At 62.9% G+C, this 19214-nt stretch carries 19 protein-coding genes and 2 pseudogenes; 11 read left to right on the forward strand and 10 right to left on the reverse strand.

What is annotated here, in order from left to right:
• From ACWEWT_RS24065 to ACWEWT_RS24075, 3 genes are all read right to left on the reverse strand, one after another.
• Positions 1-110 (reverse strand): FAD-dependent oxidoreductase (locus ACWEWT_RS24065; RefSeq protein ID WP_452562282.1); only part of this gene is annotated, 110 nt, incomplete at its 3' end.
• A complete protein-coding gene (locus ACWEWT_RS24070; protein ID WP_452562149.1) occupies positions 107-1600 on the reverse strand; it encodes an MFS transporter in 1494 nt (497 codons plus the stop codon). The genes ACWEWT_RS24070 and ACWEWT_RS24065, both read right to left, overlap by 4 nt.
• A 250-nt stretch (positions 1601-1850) precedes the next feature.
• On the reverse strand, positions 1851-2486 hold the full coding sequence (locus ACWEWT_RS24075; protein WP_452562151.1) for a TetR family transcriptional regulator: 636 nt from the start codon (positions 2484-2486) through the stop codon (positions 1851-1853).
• Between the two features lie 257 nt (positions 2487-2743).
• On the opposite strand from ACWEWT_RS24075, the gene ACWEWT_RS24080 reads away from it, so the two are divergent.
• The 7 genes and pseudogenes from ACWEWT_RS24080 to ACWEWT_RS24110 all read left to right on the forward strand — a co-directional run bounded on the left by ACWEWT_RS24080 (position 2744) and on the right by ACWEWT_RS24110 (position 9836).
• Positions 2744-3727, forward strand: coding sequence for a thiamine pyrophosphate-dependent dehydrogenase E1 component subunit alpha (locus ACWEWT_RS24080; protein WP_452562153.1), 984 nt, complete (start codon positions 2744-2746; stop codon positions 3725-3727).
• Positions 3724-4728, forward strand: a complete 1005-nt coding sequence (locus ACWEWT_RS24085; protein ID WP_452562155.1) for an alpha-ketoacid dehydrogenase subunit beta — start codon at positions 3724-3726, stop codon at positions 4726-4728. The genes ACWEWT_RS24080 and ACWEWT_RS24085 overlap by 4 nt, the downstream gene beginning before the upstream one ends.
• Before the next feature lie 23 nt (positions 4729-4751).
• On the forward strand, positions 4752-6047 hold the full coding sequence (locus ACWEWT_RS24090; RefSeq protein WP_452562156.1) for a dihydrolipoamide acetyltransferase family protein: 1296 nt from the start codon (positions 4752-4754) through the stop codon (positions 6045-6047).
• Between the two features lie 31 nt (positions 6048-6078).
• The gene (locus ACWEWT_RS24095; protein WP_452562157.1) at positions 6079-7164 is read left to right on the forward strand and encodes an alcohol dehydrogenase catalytic domain-containing protein; all 1086 of its coding nucleotides are present in this window, start codon (positions 6079-6081) and stop codon (positions 7162-7164) included.
• Positions 7165-7196: 32 nt separating this feature from the next.
• Complete coding sequence (locus ACWEWT_RS24100) at positions 7197-8261, forward strand: phosphotransferase family protein (RefSeq protein WP_452562159.1); 1065 nt, start codon at positions 7197-7199, stop codon at positions 8259-8261.
• A gap of 20 nt (positions 8262-8281) precedes the next feature.
• Positions 8282-9528: pseudogene (locus ACWEWT_RS24105) on the forward strand (acyl-CoA dehydrogenase family protein).
• Positions 9529-9599: 71 nt separating this feature from the next.
• Positions 9600-9836 carry a DUF3263 domain-containing protein gene (locus ACWEWT_RS24110; RefSeq protein WP_452562161.1) on the forward strand — a complete coding sequence of 79 codons (237 nt, stop codon included), beginning with the start codon at positions 9600-9602 and terminating at the stop codon, positions 9834-9836.
• A 95-nt stretch (positions 9837-9931) separates the two neighbouring features.
• On the opposite strand, the gene ACWEWT_RS24115 is transcribed toward ACWEWT_RS24110, so the two are convergent.
• The 7 genes and pseudogenes from ACWEWT_RS24115 to ACWEWT_RS24145 all read right to left on the reverse strand — a co-directional run.
• Positions 9932-11122, reverse strand: a complete 1191-nt coding sequence (locus tag ACWEWT_RS24115; protein WP_452562163.1) for an ABC transporter substrate-binding protein — start codon at positions 11120-11122, stop codon at positions 9932-9934.
• On the reverse strand, positions 11119-11889 hold the full coding sequence (locus tag ACWEWT_RS24120; RefSeq protein ID WP_452562165.1) for an ABC transporter ATP-binding protein: 771 nt from the start codon (positions 11887-11889) through the stop codon (positions 11119-11121). Before ACWEWT_RS24120 ends, ACWEWT_RS24115 begins: the two co-directional genes overlap by 4 nt.
• Entirely contained in the window at positions 11882-12658 is a 777-nt protein-coding gene (locus ACWEWT_RS24125; RefSeq protein ID WP_452562167.1) for an ABC transporter ATP-binding protein, read from the reverse strand. The genes ACWEWT_RS24120 and ACWEWT_RS24125 overlap by 8 nt, the downstream gene beginning before the upstream one ends.
• A complete protein-coding gene (locus ACWEWT_RS24130) occupies positions 12655-13653 on the reverse strand; it encodes a branched-chain amino acid ABC transporter permease (protein ID WP_452562169.1) in 999 nt (332 codons plus the stop codon). The genes ACWEWT_RS24125 and ACWEWT_RS24130 overlap by 4 nt, the downstream gene beginning before the upstream one ends.
• Positions 13650-14522, reverse strand: coding sequence for a branched-chain amino acid ABC transporter permease (locus ACWEWT_RS24135; RefSeq protein WP_452562170.1), 873 nt, complete (start codon positions 14520-14522; stop codon positions 13650-13652). Before ACWEWT_RS24135 ends, ACWEWT_RS24130 begins: the two co-directional genes overlap by 4 nt.
• Before the next feature lie 197 nt (positions 14523-14719).
• Positions 14720-14917: an OB-fold domain-containing protein gene (locus tag ACWEWT_RS24140; protein WP_452562283.1), complete on the reverse strand. Its 198-nt coding sequence runs from the start codon at positions 14915-14917 to the stop codon at positions 14720-14722.
• Positions 14918-15016: 99 nt separating this feature from the next.
• Positions 15017-15121: pseudogene (locus ACWEWT_RS24145) on the reverse strand (Zn-ribbon domain-containing OB-fold protein); the annotation flags it as partial.
• A gap of 801 nt (positions 15122-15922) precedes the next feature.
• Here ACWEWT_RS24145 and ACWEWT_RS24150 point away from each other — a divergent pair.
• The 4 genes from ACWEWT_RS24150 to ACWEWT_RS24165 all read left to right on the forward strand — a co-directional run bounded on the left by ACWEWT_RS24150 (position 15923) and on the right by ACWEWT_RS24165 (position 19164).
• Positions 15923-16324, forward strand: coding sequence for a thiolase C-terminal domain-containing protein (locus tag ACWEWT_RS24150; RefSeq protein WP_452562285.1), 402 nt, complete (start codon positions 15923-15925; stop codon positions 16322-16324).
• A gap of 157 nt (positions 16325-16481) precedes the next feature.
• Entirely contained in the window at positions 16482-17555 is a 1074-nt protein-coding gene (locus ACWEWT_RS24155; protein WP_452562172.1) for an LLM class flavin-dependent oxidoreductase, read from the forward strand.
• Complete coding sequence (locus tag ACWEWT_RS24160) at positions 17552-18610, forward strand: hypothetical protein (RefSeq protein WP_452562174.1); 1059 nt, start codon at positions 17552-17554, stop codon at positions 18608-18610. Before ACWEWT_RS24155 ends, ACWEWT_RS24160 begins: the two co-directional genes overlap by 4 nt.
• 92 nt (positions 18611-18702) lie before the next feature.
• Complete coding sequence (locus ACWEWT_RS24165) at positions 18703-19164, forward strand: flavin reductase family protein (protein ID WP_452562176.1); 462 nt, start codon at positions 18703-18705, stop codon at positions 19162-19164.
• Positions 19165-19214: the final 50 nt, after the last annotated feature.

Raw genomic sequence — 19214 nt, forward strand, 5'->3', positions numbered from 1 at the left:
TGCTCGACGATCGCTGTTCGCAGGCCGAGTTGAGCGGCGCGGATCGCGGCGACGTAACCGCCGGGACCAGCACCGAGAACGACGACATCGTAGTGAGAGGTGGCAATCATGACTGAGTAAGCGCCTCCGCCGATTGGGGCCGACGGCCGTGTGGCATCAGCAACGAGGCGGCGAGTCCGACAAGTGCGAGCGCCCCCGTCAAGATGTATACAACGGTGAATCCACCCCCGGCGTAGACAGGAGAACTGTCGACCACCGTCACAACATTCAGCGCGAGGATCGCGAATGCCGCTTGAACGGCGATGGCGCTACCGAGCGACCCGACCACGTTGACGGTGCTTGCCGTGACGGCTTGGAATTTCACCGGCGTCGCAGCGATGACGAGGTTGGGAATCGCCGCGCTGACCAACCCTCCACCGAAAGCGTAGATCAGATATCCCACGAGGATCGGGCCGAAATCCGCATGCGAGAATGCCAAGAACAGTGAACCCACAGCGGCCAGGACGAACCCGAGGCAGTTGGGCAGTCGCGCGCCGCGACGCTCGGCGATGTAGCCGACCAGAAATCCCATCAGCACGGATGCGACGCCGGCCGGAGTGGTGATTCGTGCCATGAAGCCGGCGGTTTCACCCAGCCCATAGGTGACGCCGAGGGCTGCGGGTGTTTGCACGATGAACGACAACAGCACGAACTGCAGTGCTATGACGGCTTGTGACGTGAACTGCGTGACCATGGTTGTGAGAACCGGCCGGCCGCGCAGGACGGATAGATCGATCAGAGGGTGATCAGATCGTCTCGCGTGCTGCGTCCAGACAGCGAACAGGACGAGTGCCAGCACAGCGCACAGCAGGGTTTTCCCTGAGGTCCAACCCCAGGTGCCGCCCTCGCCTATACCGAACAGAAGTACGCCGACCGTCAGCCCCAGCAGCAGCCCGCCCGTCCAGTCGATGGGTGTCCGGACACGGACAGGCGACTCGGGCACACCGAACAGCACCAAGGCACCGACAAGCAGCGGAAAGATAGCAAGTGCGAAGAAAACACCCCGATAGCCGAAGTTGTCGATGAGCAACCCGGCGAAGACAGGGCCGGTGATCGTGGTGACCCCGATACCCGCCGTCGCCAGGCTTACGGCCACAGCCAACAGCTTCTTCGGGAAGATATCCCGCATCAGCGAGTAGACGATCGGGACGATCGCAAGACCGAAACCCTCCACGGCACGTCCGAACAGCACTATCGCGAAGGTGGGCGCGACCGCCACGATCAGCGATCCCACAGCCATACAGCCTGTGGTGATGAGCAACCATTTCTTCTTGCCGTCACGATCGGCGAGCTTGCCGACAAGCGGCGCACTGATAGCGCCCGTGAGCATGAACAGTGTTGATACCCAGGCGATGTGTGTGGTCTCGAACGTCGCCGCCATGCTCGGCAAAGCCGGAGTCACCAGGTTGAAAGCGTAAGCAACCTCCTCCGACAGCAGAACCAGGATGACGAGCACACCGATCCATCCGGCTGTCGACCTTCGCCCGACTTCTTCCGGGGTGACGGTGCTGTCGTCGTCCAGTGCCGAGTACGGGGCACCGTCGCGGGGTGTAGCAGTCATCGTGCTTCCTGGATTCTCTGAGGAATGGGAGACGCTGACGCGATAGTGGCGGTCTGCAATGCGATCTGCCGCGCGGGACGCCTCTCCATCTGTGATGCGAGGCACATTAAATTGGATCAAGTGATTCTGTCAAGTGATCCACTAATTTCCGCGTAGACGACTCAGGATCACAATCGAGAGAGGATGACGCGACGAATCGCACCCGAACGGGCACCTCCGCACAGGATCGGCCCAGGACGGAAGAAGGGGACTACCGGCCAGATCCCCGCATCAAGGCCTCGAGACCACCGGCCACGAAATCGACAAGGACATCGAACTTCTCCTCGGACAGCGCGCGGGATCGACCCACACTGGCATCAGACCACCGAGCAGCCATCACGATCAAAGTATTCACCGTCAGCGACCAGTTCAGATCGAGAGCCTCATCCCCCACCTCCGGGTACGCACGCTCCAGAAGTAGCCGCAGGAGGTGGGCAGTGTCGTCTTCCACCGGGAACAGGCGCGGGTCGTTCGCCAGGCTCAGTTGACCGCAGATATTCAGCCAGCGAACCGCCTTGTCCGGTTCGTCACCGAGAAACTTGCGGTACGGAACGGCGAGAAGGTTCACGATCCCATTGGCGTTCGGCACGACACCGGAGTCGACCATCGCGTCGGCCAACGTATGGATATGCGCCAGCACCCCCGCACCGGCGTCGATCAGGACCGCGTTGAGGATGGCGTCCTTGGACCCGAAGTGATAGTGCGCCGATGCCGCACCCAGGCCCGCCTCGGCGTTGATCGCGCGGATGGAAACCTTCTCGACCCCCTCCGCAGCAAACAGCTTCATAGCCGCAGCAACCAGGGCCCGCTTGGTGGCTGCACCGTTGCGCGGACTGGATCGCGCCACAATCTCGCCTTTCGATCGATGGGCCGGATGATTATATCGCCTGATCCACAGTTACCCATCGTTGCAGTTCAGACTCTATTTTTGGATTTCCTCGCGCAGTACAGAAGAGACTCAAATATTTGGAGCACTTGATTGGATCACTTGATCCACTTATGGTGGCTTGTGACTGCCGACACAAGAGGTCGTTTCCGGCCACACAGACCAGGCACCGCAGCAGAACCAAGCTGCAATCCACAAACGACGCGAAGGAGGCCACGGTGGCATCGCCGCACAACGCGCATCGTGCCGACAGCTCGCCCGCCATCTCGGTGAGCGAAGAACTACTGCTGGATATGTTCACCGTCATCGCACGGGCACGCGCCCTGGAGGACGCGGTCGCGATTCACATCCGTGATCACGGGTTCGCTGGTTTCTGGCATCCCGGCAAAGGCCAGGAGGGCGCGGTTGCCGGCGCGGTGGCAGCCATGGAACCGGACGACTACCTCTTCTACCAGGGCCGTGGCGCCACATGGCCGCTGGCGAAAGGTATGGCCCTGGAACCGATCATCGGTGACCTTCTCGGGAAAGCCACCGGGTCCACCGGAGGGAAAGGCGCCGGAGTCCCCCACTGGGCCGACCCGACATTGGGAATCATGGGTGAGGGAGCCACTCTGGGCTCTGTCTACCCGGTGGCGGCAGGTGCTGCCCTGTCAGCGCAGATGCGCGGCACCGGGCAGGTAGCGCTCGCCGACTTCGGCGACGGAACCGCTGCACGCGGCACATTCCACGAAAGCCTGTTGGAAGCTGCGCGTTGGCGCCTCCCCTTGGTGTACTTCTGCGAGAACAACGGGATCTCCGTATCGACCACGTTCGAATCGGTGAGTCCTACCAAGACCATCGCCGAACGAGCTTCCGCCTACGGGATCCCCGGAGTCCGGGTGGACGGGCACGACGCTGTCGCGGTGTACCACGCGGTGAAGGCGGCGATCGACCGGGCTCGCGCCGGGCAGGGCCCCTCCTTGGTCGAAGCCGTTGTCACCCGCGTCGGCGGTCATTGGGAAGGAGATGCGCAGAAGTATCGCCCAGCCGATTTCCTGTCGGGATACACCGACCCCTTGGAAGTCATGCGTAAGCGGGTCGACAGCGCCACCGCGGAGCGAATTGTCGCCGCCGCAAGGGCCGAGGTCGCCGAGGCGCTGCTGGCAGCCGAGGCCGCACCGCTCCCCTCTCCCGCCGTGATCCTGAAGGACGTGTTTGCATGACCATCACCACCCCGCAGGGGGATACGACAGTACTGAGCTACGAAGCAGCCCAAGGCGCCGCCATCGCCGAAGAAATGCGGCGCGACCCTTCCGTGTTCCTCATGGGCCAGGACATCGCCTCTGGCGGATTCTTCGGTGGAACGCGCGGCCTCGTAGAGGAATTCGGCCTGTCCCGAATTCGAAATACCGGTATTACCGAGGCCTTCATGGTCGGGGCCGCCGCGGGCGCTGCCATGACCGGGATGCGACCTATCGTCCAGCTCGGCTTCGCCGATTTCAGCCTCATTGCCGGTGATGAGATCTTCCAGAAATTGGGCAAGTGGCGGCACATGCACGGTGGTCAGTTCGAGCTACCCGCCGTCATCATCATGCCCATCGGCCCCAGCGGTGGCGCAGGGCCCGAGCACTCGGGCTCCATGGAGATGCTGCCCATGCACTTTCCCGGGCTGAAAGCAGTGGTGCCATCCAACCCCGCCAATGCGAAAGCACTACTGAAGGCGGCCATCCGCGACCCTAACCCCGTCCTGTACTACCCGAGCAAGCAGCTCAATTTCAAGCGTGGCGAGGTCTCGACCGATCCCGATTGTGTATTGCCTCTCGGCACCGCCGCGGTCGCTCGCGAAGGCTCGACCGTCAGCGTGATCAGCTACGGATGCATGGTGGCGCGGGCACTCGAAGCAGCGACCGCACTCGAGTCCGAGGGTATCGCGCTCGACATCGTCGACCTGCAGACGCTTGTCCCCCTCGACCGGGAAGCGATCATTCGGTCGGTGATGAAAACCGGACGGGCCATGATCGTGCACGAAGCGCCCCGCACTGCCGGGCCCGGAGCCGAGATCGCCGCCCTGATCCAGGAACAGTGCTTCTACTGGCTCCACGCTCCCATAGCTCGCCTCGGATCGGTCGACGCGCCGATTCCCGCGAGCAGGTTCCTCGAGGACCACTGCTTTCCGAGTGTCTCCGACATTGTCGAGACAGCCCGACACCTGGTCCGCGACTGACCGCCCATACAACAAGGACTCCGATGCTCGAGTTAACCGATATCCGCATGCCGCATATGGGCTCTGTCGAATTCGCGCTACTCACCGAATGGCTGGTGAAGCCGGGAGAAGCAGTGGCCGAAGGCGACCCCCTCTGCGAAGTGTCCACTGACAAGGTCGATACCGAGGTCGAATCTCCGGCCGCGGGGATCCTCATCGAGTATGTGGCGGCTGTCGATCAAGAGGTACCGGTGGGCGAGATGATCGCCCGGTTCGCCCCGATAGGTAGCGATCCCGCGCAGGTTGCGCAAGCTATCGACAACGGCTGCGGAACAGACGCCGAATCCGCAACCACATCCAGTCCCGCCGCTCCCGCCGTCCTACCGTCGGCAACACCGTCACCGGTATCGGACGGCGTTGCGGACGCCGTAGCGGCCGGGCGGGTATCCGAGCCACCTACCGATTCGCTTGTCCTGGCCGCTTCTTGGTTCCCGCACGTCAACTATCCGCCTCCTGGCGCACGACGAACGGCGATCGGGACCGCCCGCCTGGACAATGCCGGCGCAACCACCGGCCGCTCGCTGCTCACAGGGGAACGGTCGGAACCCTTGATCCCTGCCGGGTACGCGGATGTCGACTACACCGCGGACGAGCACACTCGGCTGCGGAAGGCGATCGCCAAGAACCTCACTGAATCGTGGAACACGGCACCGCAGCTCACCGCACAGGTCGATATCGATTTCACCGCGGTTTCGGTCGCCCGCGCGAAGATCAACCGGCAACGGCTCGCTTCGGGCCGCGGCAAACTCAGTTTCCTGCCGTTCGTCGCTGTCGCCCTCTGCCGTGCCGTTGCGCTGCATCCGGTTATCAACGCGACGTTCACCGAAACACATCTCATCCGCTGGCAGACCGTCAATCTTGGCATCGCTGTCGATACGCCCGACGGCCTTGTCGTACCGGTCATCCGGAATGCCCAGAACCTGACTCTTGAAGGTCTCTCCGACGCGATAGCCGGTGTGAGTGATGCCGTCACGGCCGGTACCAGCAAACCGGAGGATCTGGCCGGCGGCACCATCACGATCAGCAATTCGGGCAGCATCGGCGGGGTGGTCTCGACACCGATCCTCACCAAGCCACAGGTTGCTTCACTCGGGCTGCCCGCGATCATACGCACTCCCGTTGCCAGGAAGAGTGCCGACGGCACGACCGACCTCCTGGCATTCCGGCCCCTCGCTCGTATCGGGCTCACCTTCGACCACAGGGCTTTCGATGGCGCACAGGCGTTGCGCGCGCTCCTGGAAGTCCAAGCACATCTCGAAAACTGGCCCACACAGGACTGATGTTTAACCACCCCATGCGAAAGGTCACGTGATGAAAGCAGCCGTGCTGCGCCGGGGCGACATTGTGCACACCGACATTGCCGAACCGACTGTTCAGGCAGGACAGCTACTCGTCGCGCCGCTTGCTGCAGGCATCTGCGGCAGCGATCTCTCCGCCCGGCACCACACCGACGACTTCCTCGCCGCGCATATCGAAGCGGACGCTCCCGGCGAACTCTTCGATCCGCTCCGAGATGTCGTCCTCGGCCACGAATTCACCGCTCGTATCCTCGAGGTGGGGTCAGGGGTGACCGGATACCAGGCCGGAGAACTCATAGTCGCGCTTCCGTGGATCGTCACCGCCGACGGGATCACCCACACAGTGGGCTACACCGAGTCCTCACCAGGCGGTCTTGCCCAGAAATCGGTGCTACAGGCCGGTGGTCACCTGAAGATCCCCGCCGACGTAGATCCCATCACAGCAGCCGTGACCGAACCACTCGCTACGGGCGTCAACGCGGTGATGCGCTCCGGAGTGCCGCCGGAAGCAGCGGCGGTCGTCATCGGATGCGGCCCGGTCGGGCTGGGGGCGGTGATCGAACTGGCCGTGCGCCGTATCCACCCGATCATCGCCTCCGACCCCTCCGCCACACGTCGCGAGCTCGCGCTCGCGTACGGTGCCGATATCGCCCTCGACCCGGCGGATACCGATCCGTTGACGACACTGCAGAAATATTCCACACAGGAGTCGTTCATCTTCGAAGCGTCCGGTGCGCACGGAATGATCGGGCAACTCATCGCCTCGGCGCCGAAGTTCTCGCGAATTACGGTTGTCGGCTCGGCTATGCGCCCGGAGGTCATTCGCCCCGTCACCGGGATTCTCCGAAACGTGACGCTCGAGTTCGTGGGCGGACCCGGTCGCAACGAGCCGACATATCAGGCATTCGAGCGGACTTTCGATCACATCATCCACCGGCGCTTCGACCCGGCACTGATGGTGACCGGCTATGCAAGCCTCGATGCGATAAGCGACGTCTTCGCCGCCCTGCGGCCCAGTGACGGCACCAGCACAGATCACGTCAAAATCCTCGTGCGCAACGACCTGCCCGAAGGCACCGGCGTCATCGCCACACGATGATCAGCCCGACCCAGCTCCTATTCGAGGACAGTATGGACCTGCTCGACAGCACCGCACAATCCGCCGCCCCGTTCGACCTATCCCTTGTCCGCGCCCAGCTGGAACGCCTCGGGGAGCTGGGCACATCGGAAGACCTCGCCGCCGAGCTCATCGCCGGTGGACGATCGAACCTGATATTCGAACTGGTGAGTCCGACACGGAGTTGGATTCTGCGCCGCCCGCCGATCGGTCATCGCCTGCGCACCGCGCACGATATGGACCGCGAAGTCACCATTCAGCGCGCTTTGGCGGGCGGGCCAGTGCCGGTACCGAGGATCGTGCTCGCGGACAGCGACGCCGCGCATGCCGGCGGCAGCTACTACATCATGGATAAAGTCGATGGCGCGGTGCTTCGCACTGATGCCGACTTCGAGACGGTCGACATCGACCGTCGCGAGCAATTCTCGTACGCGTATATCGATTGCCTCGCTGCCTTGCATACTCGTGACCACCTATCGCTCGGTTTACAGGAATTCGGGCATCCCACGGGTTTCCTCGAACGGCAGGTGCGCCGGTGGGCCACGCAGCTCGAGGCGTCGAAGTCGCGCGAGATCGCGATTCTCGAGCAGCTCGGCAGCAAGCTGGGAGAACAAATTCCACAACAGTCGGCGACGACCATAGTCCACGGGGACTTCCGATTCGACAATATGATCACACAGTTGAGTGATACGACCGCCATCGCTGCGGTCATCGACTGGGAGATGTCCACCCTGGGTGACCCGCTCACCGACCTCGGGCTGGTTCATCTGTTCTGGTCCGGCTGGCAGGGCATCGACAACCCGATCGCCGGTACTCCCGCCGCGCACCAGGGATACCCGCCGTTCGAGGCCCTCCGCGACAGATACACAGCTGCTACCGGCTTCGACACCACCGCGCTGGATTGGTACTCGGCCTTCGCCTTCTACAAGCTGGCCGTCATCCTGGAAGGAATCCATTTCCGGTATGTCAGTGGCAAAACCGTGGGTGATGGATTTGCCGATATCGGCGCCATGGTCCAGCCGTTGGCCGAGCGTGGTCTTGCCGCGCTCTCTCAGATTTCACCAGCACACAGCAAATAATATCCACAATTAGGACCCCCATGGACTTCGCCGTCGACGCGACTACCCGAGAACTCTCCGAGAGAGCAGCTCAGTTCATCGATGAATTCGTCATTCCCGCAGAGAAGTACTTCCACGACAACCCCACCGCGGGCGATGTGCAATGGGAGCGGCCGGCCATCATGGCCGATCTGAAGCGGCAGGCAAAAGCTATGGGACTGTGGAATCTGTTTCTCCCGCATCACCCAGCAGGAGCAAACCTGACGAATCTCCAGTATGTACCCATTGCCGAACTGACCGGGCGCAGCCCCGAGATCGCACCCGAAGCATTCAACTGTAGCCCGCCGGATACGGGAAATATGGAGCTACTCAGCCTGTTCGGCACCAGGATCAACAGCAGCAGTGGCTTGCACCGCTGCTCGAGGGCGAAATCCGATCCGCGTATTGCATGACCGAACCGCACACCTCGTCGTCGGATCCCGCGAACTTGGCCACCATGATCATCGATGAGGGTGATCATTGGCGCGTCAACGGCCGGAAGTGGTGGTCGACCGGCGCTATGAGCAGAGACTGCAAACTCATGATCGTCATGGGAGTCTCTGACTCAGAGCAAGATCCACGGAACCGGCACAGCCTGGTCCTCGTGCCGAGAGATACACCGGGTGTCACCATCGAACGAGGTCTGGAGATCTTCGGGTTCACCCACGGTGCACATGGGGGCCATGCCGAGATTCGATTCGACGATGTGCGCGTACCCAAGCAGAACCTGCTGGGTGAGCGCGGCCGCGGACAGGCACTGGCCCAGGCCCGGCTCGGTCCGGGCCGGATCCACCACTGTATGCGCATGATCGGAATGGCCGAACGCGCGATCGAACTCATGTGCCGGCGGGCCGACGAGCGGCACGCCTTCGGAAAACGTCTGGCAGACCAAGGCGTGGTCCAGCATTGGATTGCCGAATCTCGCGTGAAGATCGACCAGTTACGTCTTTTCGTGCTCCGTGCGGCGTGGCTGATCGATACCGTCGGAGCCCAGCAGGCGCGAACCGAGATCTCGTCGATCAAGGTCGCCGCGCCGGATGCGGTCGGGTGGGTGATCGACAAAGCGATCCAAATCCACGGCGCGGGCGGCATGACCCAGGACTATCCCTTGGCGATGCTGTGGACTCAAGCCCGAACAATGCGCTTCATCGACGGCGCCGACGAAGTTCACCGCATGGTATTGGCCTCCCGCGAATTACGGCGGCAGTCGGCCATGCGAGACAGGGCTTCCGCCGCGGTACGTCCGTGAACACTCCGTAGCGGACTGTGCCCACTGCCGGGCACGAAAGCCGCGAACGGTTCGAGAAGAGAGATTTCCCAATGATCAATGACTCCGCCATCGAGGATGCACTGATCCTCGAATTCGCGCGTCGCTGGCTGCCCTACGGAGGTGCGTCATCCGGCGACGTGCTCGTCGAATTCGGAATGACGCCGGCAGGTTATCTGGCCCGGCTGCGCCGTGTGCTCGACGCACCGGTCAGCCGTCGACTCGACCCGGTCACACATGCCAGGCTGAAAGGCTTCGTCGACAGCCACCCGCTCACGCCGAGCCGTTGACCACGACAGCCACTGTCGGAAGCACGGCGGAGACGACACCCGCCACACAGCGAAGGTCATGGACCTATCGACATCCGCATGGCTCGCAGCGTGCGCTATCGCTCCCCGACCGAGGCCACTTCGTAACGGGCGACAATCGCTCCCGCACCGGCAAATGTCTCGGCGACCATCTGGTGGCCGAGGAACTGCGCACCGTCCGACTTGTAACCGGCGGCGCAGGCACCTTCGTTCCATTCCATCGTGCGCAATGCTTCGGCGATGGCACTCCGATCCGACACTGTCCCAGCCGATTCCATCGCTGCCGCGAGCAAGCGGACCGAATCATACACCTGGGTTGCCGAGGCTGTGGGCATCGCACCGTACTTCGCCTGGTATTTCGTCGCGAACGTGCGTCCGACAGGGCTGTCGCCAACCGCCGGAGAACATGGTGTGACAGCATGCAGCGGCCGACGCGCAGCCTCGTCGACCAAATTGCTCGACACCACCAAAGGGCCCGAGTTTCCGGAGATCACTGGCGTTTCGATGCCACTCTGATGCATCTGGTTCAGCTGCAACGCCAGCACATTCGGAAAGGTCCAGGACAGAACGACATCGGCATCACGCAATTCGCGGATCGTGCCGGTGAGGTCTGTGACCGACGGCGGCACATAGCGGACCGGCCCCAACTCCATACCCGACGCGTCGATCGCGTCGATCGAGTTCTCTGTGGATACACGGCCAAAGGTCTCGTCGGTGGCGACGATTCCGACCCGCTTCGCGCCCAGTTGTCGAGCCAGGTCGATGGCATTCTTCGCGCGCGCGGTATCGTCCGGATTCACGGAGAAGAGCCACTCACTGCCCGATTCGGCACCACGGGCGAGTTTACCGTCGCTACTGATGTGAATCATCGGAACCCCGGCGGAATCGACATCGCGGGTGAGTGCTTCCAGCGATCCACCGCCGGGAAACCCGATGATTGCACTCGGCCCCTCGTCGACAGCCTTGAGGAAGGCCGTGCGGGCCGCCTGCGGATCAGTTACCGACGCGGGAATCCGGATATAGTCCAGCGGCTGGCCGAGAACGCCGCCTGCAGCATTGATCTCGTCGACGGCGAGTTGCGCACCGTTGTTGTAGTCGTTCAATGCGTTCGGCGAATCGCCTTTGATCTCGATCAGGCCCACAATCATCGGCCGCCCGGAATTTTCCGGCGTCGAAGACCCTGAGCACGCGGCGGCGAACACGCCCACGGCCGCCGCCGATGCGATGGCACTCGATCGCACGAACCGCCGGAAACTACCTGATGTCATAACGAACTCTTCTCATCTGTCGGCTCGGGGCCTGTATCAACCGCGGCCACCACTCGATCTGTCCCGGCATCGGACTGGCCCAGGTAGCGGGCGAGTATCGCGCCTCGGTCGGCCAGGTCGACCGATTTGCCTTCCATCGCGATCCGGCCGTCGACGAGGACGTATCCGCGCGTGGCCAGGGAAAGAGCATGGTTTGTGTTCTGCTCGACCAGCAGCAGAGTCATCCGGCCGGCGACTTCGGCGAGGGCCCGGTACACGGTCCCGACCACCGCGGGCGCCAGCCCGAGCGACGGTTCATCGAGAAGTAGCAGTCGAGGTGACGCTACGAGGGCGCGACCCAGCGCAACCATCTGCTGTTCCCCACCGGAGAGCGCGAATCCGTTTCTTCTCCGCATTCGCGCCAACGTCGGAAACAGATCGTAGACATCGTCGTAGCTGTACAACAGCGGTCTCTTCCCCCGTATACGTGCTCCGATTTGCAGATTCTCGTGCACTGTCAACGTCGGAAAGACGTGCCGGCCTTCGGGCACGTGGATCAGACCCGCGCGGCCGAGGTCGACCGCCGATCGACCGTCGATGTTGTCACCGTCGAAAGTAATCGTCCCGTTGTGGGGCACAAGACGCGAGATACTTCGCAGGACCGACGACTTACCGGCCCCGTTCGGCCCCAACATGCAGACGGTTTCGTTTGCTGCGATTCTGAGATTCAGGTCGCGGACCGCATGGGTGGCCGAGTACCAGACGTCGAGCCCTGAGATTTCAAGCATCGTGTGTCACTCCCAGGTAGGCGTCCATGACGCGATCGTCCGACCAGACCTCGGCGGGTGTTCCCTGGGCGATCAGCCGGCCGGACTCCAGAACAAGAACCCGGTCGCAGAGCGAGTCGATGAAATCGATTTTGTGATCGACGACGAGCAGGGTCGTTCCCTCGCCCCTGATCTGTACCAGTAGATCGTGCAGGTCACGAGTCTCCGCATCGTTGAGGCCGGCGCTCGGCTCATCAAGCATCAGCGTGCGCGGGGCCGCCGCGAGGGCGCGAGCCAGCTCCAGCAGACGCTGCTCCCCGTAGGTGAGATCACCTGCTGTGCGGGTCTCCGATCCGGACAGGCCGACGCGTCGCAATTGTCGCAGCGCGTCGGTCATGCGGTCCGACTCATGCCGCCACATCGTCGGCCGACGCACCCACGCCGCCGCCAGGTCCCGGCCTGCGGAATCGGCCGAACCGAGCATCACATTCTCGACACAGCTCAGCTCCGTGCACAGGTTCGGCGACTGAAAGACCCGGATCATTCTGGCGCGACGAGAGTGCGACGGGCGGAAGAGCTTGACCCGCCGACCTCCTGCAGAGAGCGTTCCGCGGGCGGCAACAACACCGGTCAGCGCATTGAGCACCGTCGTCTTACCGCTGCCGTTCGGGCCCACCAGCCCCACTACCTCGCCTGTCGCGATATCGAAGCTCACATCGCTCACCGCCGTCACACCGCCGAACCGAACGGATAGATTGCGAACTTCCAGCGCCGCATTGTTCGCGTTCATCGCTTCACCGATCCCGGGCGCTGATCCTGCCGCCGTCGCGCGACCGCGTCGGCCACGCCGATGAGGCCACTCGGGAAGGCCAGGATGACAGCCAGCAGCAACACCCCGTACAACACGGACATGTACTGCTGCAGAGCGGACAGCAGTTCGGGTACCGCGACATAAAAGGCTGCTCCCACAAGCGCCCCCCAGTGCGAAGCTAGGCCGCCGAGGATCACCATCAGAAACAGCCCGATACCCAGATTCAATCCGAAGGAGTCGACCCCGATGAAGCCCTGCCAGTGTGTGATCAGGGCGCCCGAGAGTCCGCCAACGGCCGAACCGGTGACGAAAGTCGCCATACGTAGTGAATCAACCGGGATACCGAGCGTTTTCGACACTGTCGGCAGCTCACGAACGGCGGTGAGGTCTCGCGTTACCGGTGAGCGCCTCACCCATATTGTCAGGATCAGCAGACTGCCGAGGACGGCCGCCAGCAGCCAGAAGACTGTGCCGTCGGTGTTCAGCTCGCGCCCGAACACAACCGGGTAGCCGACACCGGTGATATTCCCGTTGGTCCCGGTGAAGGACGATGTCTTTCCGAACAGTACGACACCGATCTCGGTGACCGCCAGGGTTCCCAGCGCGAAATAGAAATGTTCCGTGCGCCATAGCACGATTCCGACGAAGAGCGCCGCTATCGCAGTCACGACAACCGCGAGAACTACACATGCGACGAATCCGACCCCGTTGCGATCGAAATACGCCGTGGCGTAACCGCCGAGCGCCATCATGAAGGTTTGTGAGAACGCGAACCGGCCGCCCAAGGCGAATATCCAGTAGAACCCCAGCGCTGCAATCGAATACACCAACCACAAGTTCAGTAGGTTCGTGGTGCTGCTCGCACTGACAATCTGTGACGCAGCGGCAACGAGGAGGGCGACGAGCAGCAGTGTGGCGTACTGACCACGCTTGTACAGTCGCGCGGCCGCGAACGCGCCGCGAACGGCGGTCATAGACGCGCCGCCGTTCGCCCCAGCAGCCCTTGTGGGCGAAGTGCGAGAATGGCGAGCATCACGACGTAGGGAAGTATTCCCGCATAGTCCTGGAGCACGTAGCCTCCGATAAGATACTGAATTACACCGATGAGGCAGGCGCCTACCAACACGCCCCAGAGATTGCCGAATCCGCCCAGGACCGCGGCCGCGAATGCGGCCAGCATGATCGTGAATCCGAACGTCAGATCCAGGCTCGACAATGGAGCAACCAATATTCCCGCCAAGGCCGCCAGTGCCGTCGACAGGGCCCATGCCGCCAGGCTGATCCGGCCGGTGCGAATGCCGTACAGCTCCGCTGCCTCCCGGTCGCTCGCCAACGCTCGCAACTGGCGACCGTAGCTGCTGTAACCGAAGAGACCGATCACTGCTGCGATACAGACGAGCGCGACAGCGATGACGAGTATTCGCTGGCCGGCGATGGGTGCGCCGAGCACGGTGACCACCGTTCCGTCGACCGGTGAGGGCAATCGTTGCGGAGTACTCCCCTGCCACAGCGAGATCAGGGCCCGGATCACCAGCGCCGCGGCGAGCGTTGCGATGAGGACCGTCAGATGTGGGCGCCGGCGCAACGGCGCATATGCCACTCGCTCGAGCACCATCCCGATGAGTCCCATGCTGATCACGGCCAGTATGTAGCCGACAACGGGTGCCGAACCCAGGTCGCCGATAAACCACAGTGCGATGTAGCCGCCGGCGGTTATCAGGTCACCGTGCGCGAAATTGACTACACCGGTGGCTTTGAAAAGAACCAGAAAGCCCAGCGCAGCGAGAGCCAGAACGGCGCCGTAAGCCGCGGCACTGAACGCGAGCGCGACGAAGGTTTCCACACGACTCCTATTTGAGCTATTGCTTGGTTAAATAAATTAAGGCCATGTAAGGTGCATGTCAATGGGGAAAAATCGCCGGTCGGACAGCGGAGCGCCACCAGCCGGGCGACCGACAGCCGCCCAGACGCGCCGGCCACCGGCAGCTCACATCCCCGACCGGAGTCGTCCTCTGGGCAAGCCGTGTAGAAATCGGCACGTCATGTCAGCAGGAACACCGGCACGGCACCGAAGCCCGCCACGTGCTCGAACGACACCCGCACCGGAGCGCCGATCCGCACCTCCGCGTCACCCGGGATCGTGGACAACACACGCAGCGACGGCTGTTCGACCAGGCCGATCCAGCCGATGACATAGGGAACGATCTCTTGGTAGCCGGGAACAAAGCTTCGACTCACGACAGTGAACGCATCGACGACCCCGAGACCGCTGACGGCCTCGAATCCGAGATCGCGCGCACCGCATCGAACACAGCAGGGCTCCGGGTGATGGATATATACCGAACAACGGCGGCAGCGCTGGATCCGCAACTCGCCGACACTGCAGCCATCCCAGTACGGCCGGGTCAGTCGACTCGGCGTAGGAGCGAGTCGCTTCCACATGCCCAGATAATGTCAAGCAAGCGCTTGTTATGCAAGAGTGGAGCCATGGCACGCCAACTGTTTGCGGGACGAACCGCCATCACCGGAATCGGAATGACTGCGATCTCCCGCGAATCCGGAGTGTCACCGCTGGAGCTGGCCCTGGAGGCAGGAGCCGCAGCAATCCGGGACGCCGGGCTCGACCGGTGTGATATCGACGCGGTCCTCTGCTACCACATGAACGACTCGGCGCCGGTGAACCATGTCGCCCAGCTCTTGCGGCTGCCGGACGCGATCTGGACGAACGAATTCTACGGTGGAGGCACTCAATCCGCATCGATACTCGGCGATGCCGCCATGTTGATCCACTCCGGAACCGCGGACAACGTGCTGATCTTCCGCGCGCTGAACGGCCGATCCGGTAAGCGCATGGGCCAGGCCGGCCTGCGTATGAGCGACGACGGCGAGCAACAGTTCACCATGCCGTACGGCATGGCCGGCCCGGTCAATCTCTTCGCCCTGACTGCCAGCCGCTGGATGTCCGACACCGGGGCCACCACCGACGACCTCGCTGCCGTAGTCGTCCAGTCGCGCGAGCTCGCACGGCACAATCCGCGGGCGCTGGTTCGTACGGGTATGACGCGCGATGCCTATGATGCGAGCCCCTTGATCGCCGCACCACTGCGCCGCGCCGACTGTTGCCAGGAAACAGACGGCGCAGCAGCTCTGGTCGTCAGCAGAGTCGAGATCGCCGACACGATCCGTCCCGCCAGCCCTAGAATCACCGCGGTTGTCCGGGGTGGCGGCCGGGGTGCCTCGGCGATGGACAAAGCCGACGATCCCTCGGCGCTGTTCACCGAATTCATTGCCGACAAGCTCTGGGCGACCGCCGAACTCGATCCGTCTGATATCGACGTCGCGATGATTTACGACGCGTACTCACCGATCGTGTTGCAGCAGATCGAGGACCTGGGATTCTGCAGTCGCGGCGCAGCCGGCGGGCTGTTCCGTAGCGGAGCAACTCTCCCGGACGGCGAACTCCCGGTGAACCCGCACGGCGGGTTGCTGTCCGAGGGCTACATACACGGCCTCAACAATGTCATAGAGGCGGTCCGCCAGCTCCGGGGGACGGCCCCGGCCAACCAGATTCCAGGCGCCCGGACCGCGCTGTGCACAGGCTTCGGCGGCAGTTACGGCAGTGCTGCGATCCTCCAGACCGACTGACGTGACCGGCCGATCACGGCTTTGAACTGCATATTAGAGGCTTTCGGCCGAACCGATTCAACGTTCGACTAGTATTTGAGCAAGCGCTTGGGCTATTCTGTTTTCGACGGTGCCGAAACACGACATGCACCCCATGAGCAACAGACAGGAGCCCAGGATGGCAAAGCTGCGTGCCGGTCTCGGATACGAACTCGAGGTGCGAGGTCGTACGAAGGAAGTAGAACAACGCGCGTTCGAGAACCTCATCGAACAGGTCACGCTTGCCGACGGACTCGGGTACAACACGGTGTGGATGGTCGAGCACCATTTCACTCGCGGGTTCTCGCACTCCTCCGCGCCGGATATCGTTCTCAGCGCCTTGGCACGGGTCACCCAGCAGATCCGACTCGGCCTCGGGGTCGTTCTGCTCCCGTTCTCACACCCGATCCGTACAGCCGAGCGGGTGGCCACTATGGACATCATCTCGGGCGGCCGGATCGAGTTCGGGACAGGGCGCGGTGCTTCACCGCTGGAGTATCAGGCGTTCCAGCGCCCGTTCGAGCAGTCTCGCGCGCTGTGGGAGGCCAACCTCGACACCGTGCTCGGAATCTGGGAAGCCGACGGCGAGCCCTACAGTGCTGAACACGAATACTGGAGCGTCCCCGATGTCGGCGTCTATCCCCGACCGGTCCAGGAACCGCACCCCCCGGTGTGGGTCGCCTCGACCAGCCTCGACGGCTACCTCCAGGCCGCCCGCCGCGGGTACAACCTGCTCGGAATGACGATGCTGAAGGGGATCGACGATGTCGCCGAAGACATCGCGAAGTACAAAGCGGAACTCGAACGTTGCGGTTTCGATCCCGAGACCCGCAAGATCGGCCTGATGGTTCCGTGGCACGTCGCGCCGAGCACCGACGAAGCCTACGCGAACGCAGCCGATGCGGTCATGTGGTACATCCGCCGCCAGGTCAACCTCGTAGCCCCGCCCGACTACTACGACGCACGACACGCGAGCCATCGCGTTCTCGGCGCTCTGGCGGCCGGACAATCCCAGGAAGTCGCCATCGAAACACTGCGCGAGAACCTCATGATCGTCATCGACGATGTCGAAGGGTCCCGAAAAGCAGTCCAGCGGCTGGAAGAAGCCGGGGTCACCGACCTCGTCGGGCAGTTCCAGGTCGGTGGCCTGGAAAACGAGCACGTCCTCAACTCGATCAAACTGTTCGCCTCGGATGTCATGGAGGTCCGATGACCGGCACGAAAACCCCGGCGACCGACACACTCGTCGACCGCAGCAACCTCACCGGCGTGGGAATCCGCCCCGCGACCGCCGAAGGATTGCTGCTGGTGAACCCGACGGGGTCCATCGCGTTTCCGATGACGGAGAGCGACCGAGCGGAGGCGCGCAGGCTCACCGCCGAGACGCTGGTCGAAGCGGGGATAACCACAAGCGATCGGGTCGTCGTCTCGCTGAACAACGACGGTGATCTCGGTGGGTCGTTCCTGGCCGACGCCGCGGCCGGAATCGCCCAGGCCGCAGCAAGTGTGGGACCTCGTGGCCGAATGCGGCTCCTTCGTACCATCGAGGCCCTTCGAGCGAACGTTCTGGTGGGTACACCGACCGGCATCGCGGATTTCCTGGCTCGGCTGCACCTCGAGTTCCTGGTCGACCCGCTGGACCTCGAACTGCGGCTTATCGTTCTCACCGGTGAGATCGCCGATCCGGATGCAGTGCGACACCTCGCCCGAGAATTCGGCGCCCGCGCCGTCAATGTGCTGTCGGATCCCCTCACCGGCATTCCGGTTGCCGCCAAGTGCCCAGACGACACGGTATTGATTGCGACCCGCCCGGGAACCCTCGAACTCACGCGGGCCACTCGCGCCGGCGGGAACCTCAACGAGATCGTCGTGCGGTACCCCTGGCATACCTCCCTCAATGAGATCGCAGTCCGCACCGGTCTCCTGGTGAGTGGCTCAGAGCTCGACCTACCCACCCATACAACCGGTGATTTCGTATTGATTCGCGGCAGGTGGGTCTCGTTTTCCGAACTCGCGAAAGCATTGCGTGGCATCGACGGGATCTCGACCTGGCGGCTTCAGGTATCCCGGCAGGGCACCCTGGACTCGGCGACCGTCGTCGTGTCGTTCAACCGGGAAAGCCTCATCGACAACGGCATGTGGCAAGGCCGGATCAAGCAGACGCTCGATGCGATCACACCGATCACCATCGGGGTCGAGATCTCCTCGACCGTGCAGGAGCAACGCACACCACCGACGATCGATGACCAACGTGGGCAGCATATCTGAACACCATTCGCCCAGAGCTTCGGAGGCACCCCATGTCCACGACAGACCTTCCGGTCGACCACGAACCTGCTACTGCAATCGATCCGAGCGAGATGCGCTCGGTGCTCGGTCATTTCGCCACCGGTGTCGTCGCGATCACCGCCATCGACCCGGACACCGGCCACGGTGCCGGGCTGGCGGCGAATTCCTTCACGTCGGTCTCCCTGGATCCTCCGTTGGTGGCTTTCTGTGTCGCACACACGAGTAGTTCGTGGCCTGCGATCAAGCGGGCCGGAAACTTCGTGATCAATATCCTCGCCGAAGACCAGGAGCACATCTGCCGGCAGATGTCGGTGAAAGGCGGCGACAAGTTTGCGGGCCTGGACTGGACGCCGTCCCCATCGGGCGCGCCCGTGCTCACGAATGCACTCGCCTGGATAGACGCAACCGTCGAGACGGAGCACTCCGCAGGCGATCACGTCATCGTCGTTTCCGAAGTCCGCCATCTCCGGGCGAACACCCGAGATCCCCTCCTGTTCTATCGAGGCCGGTACAGCAGACTGCAGGCCGTCTGACATCGAGAGATTCGCGTAGCCCTTCCTCCACCCCATCCGAGCGATTGGTC

The sequence above is a fragment of the Nocardia sp. NPDC003963 genome (assembly GCF_053605105.1).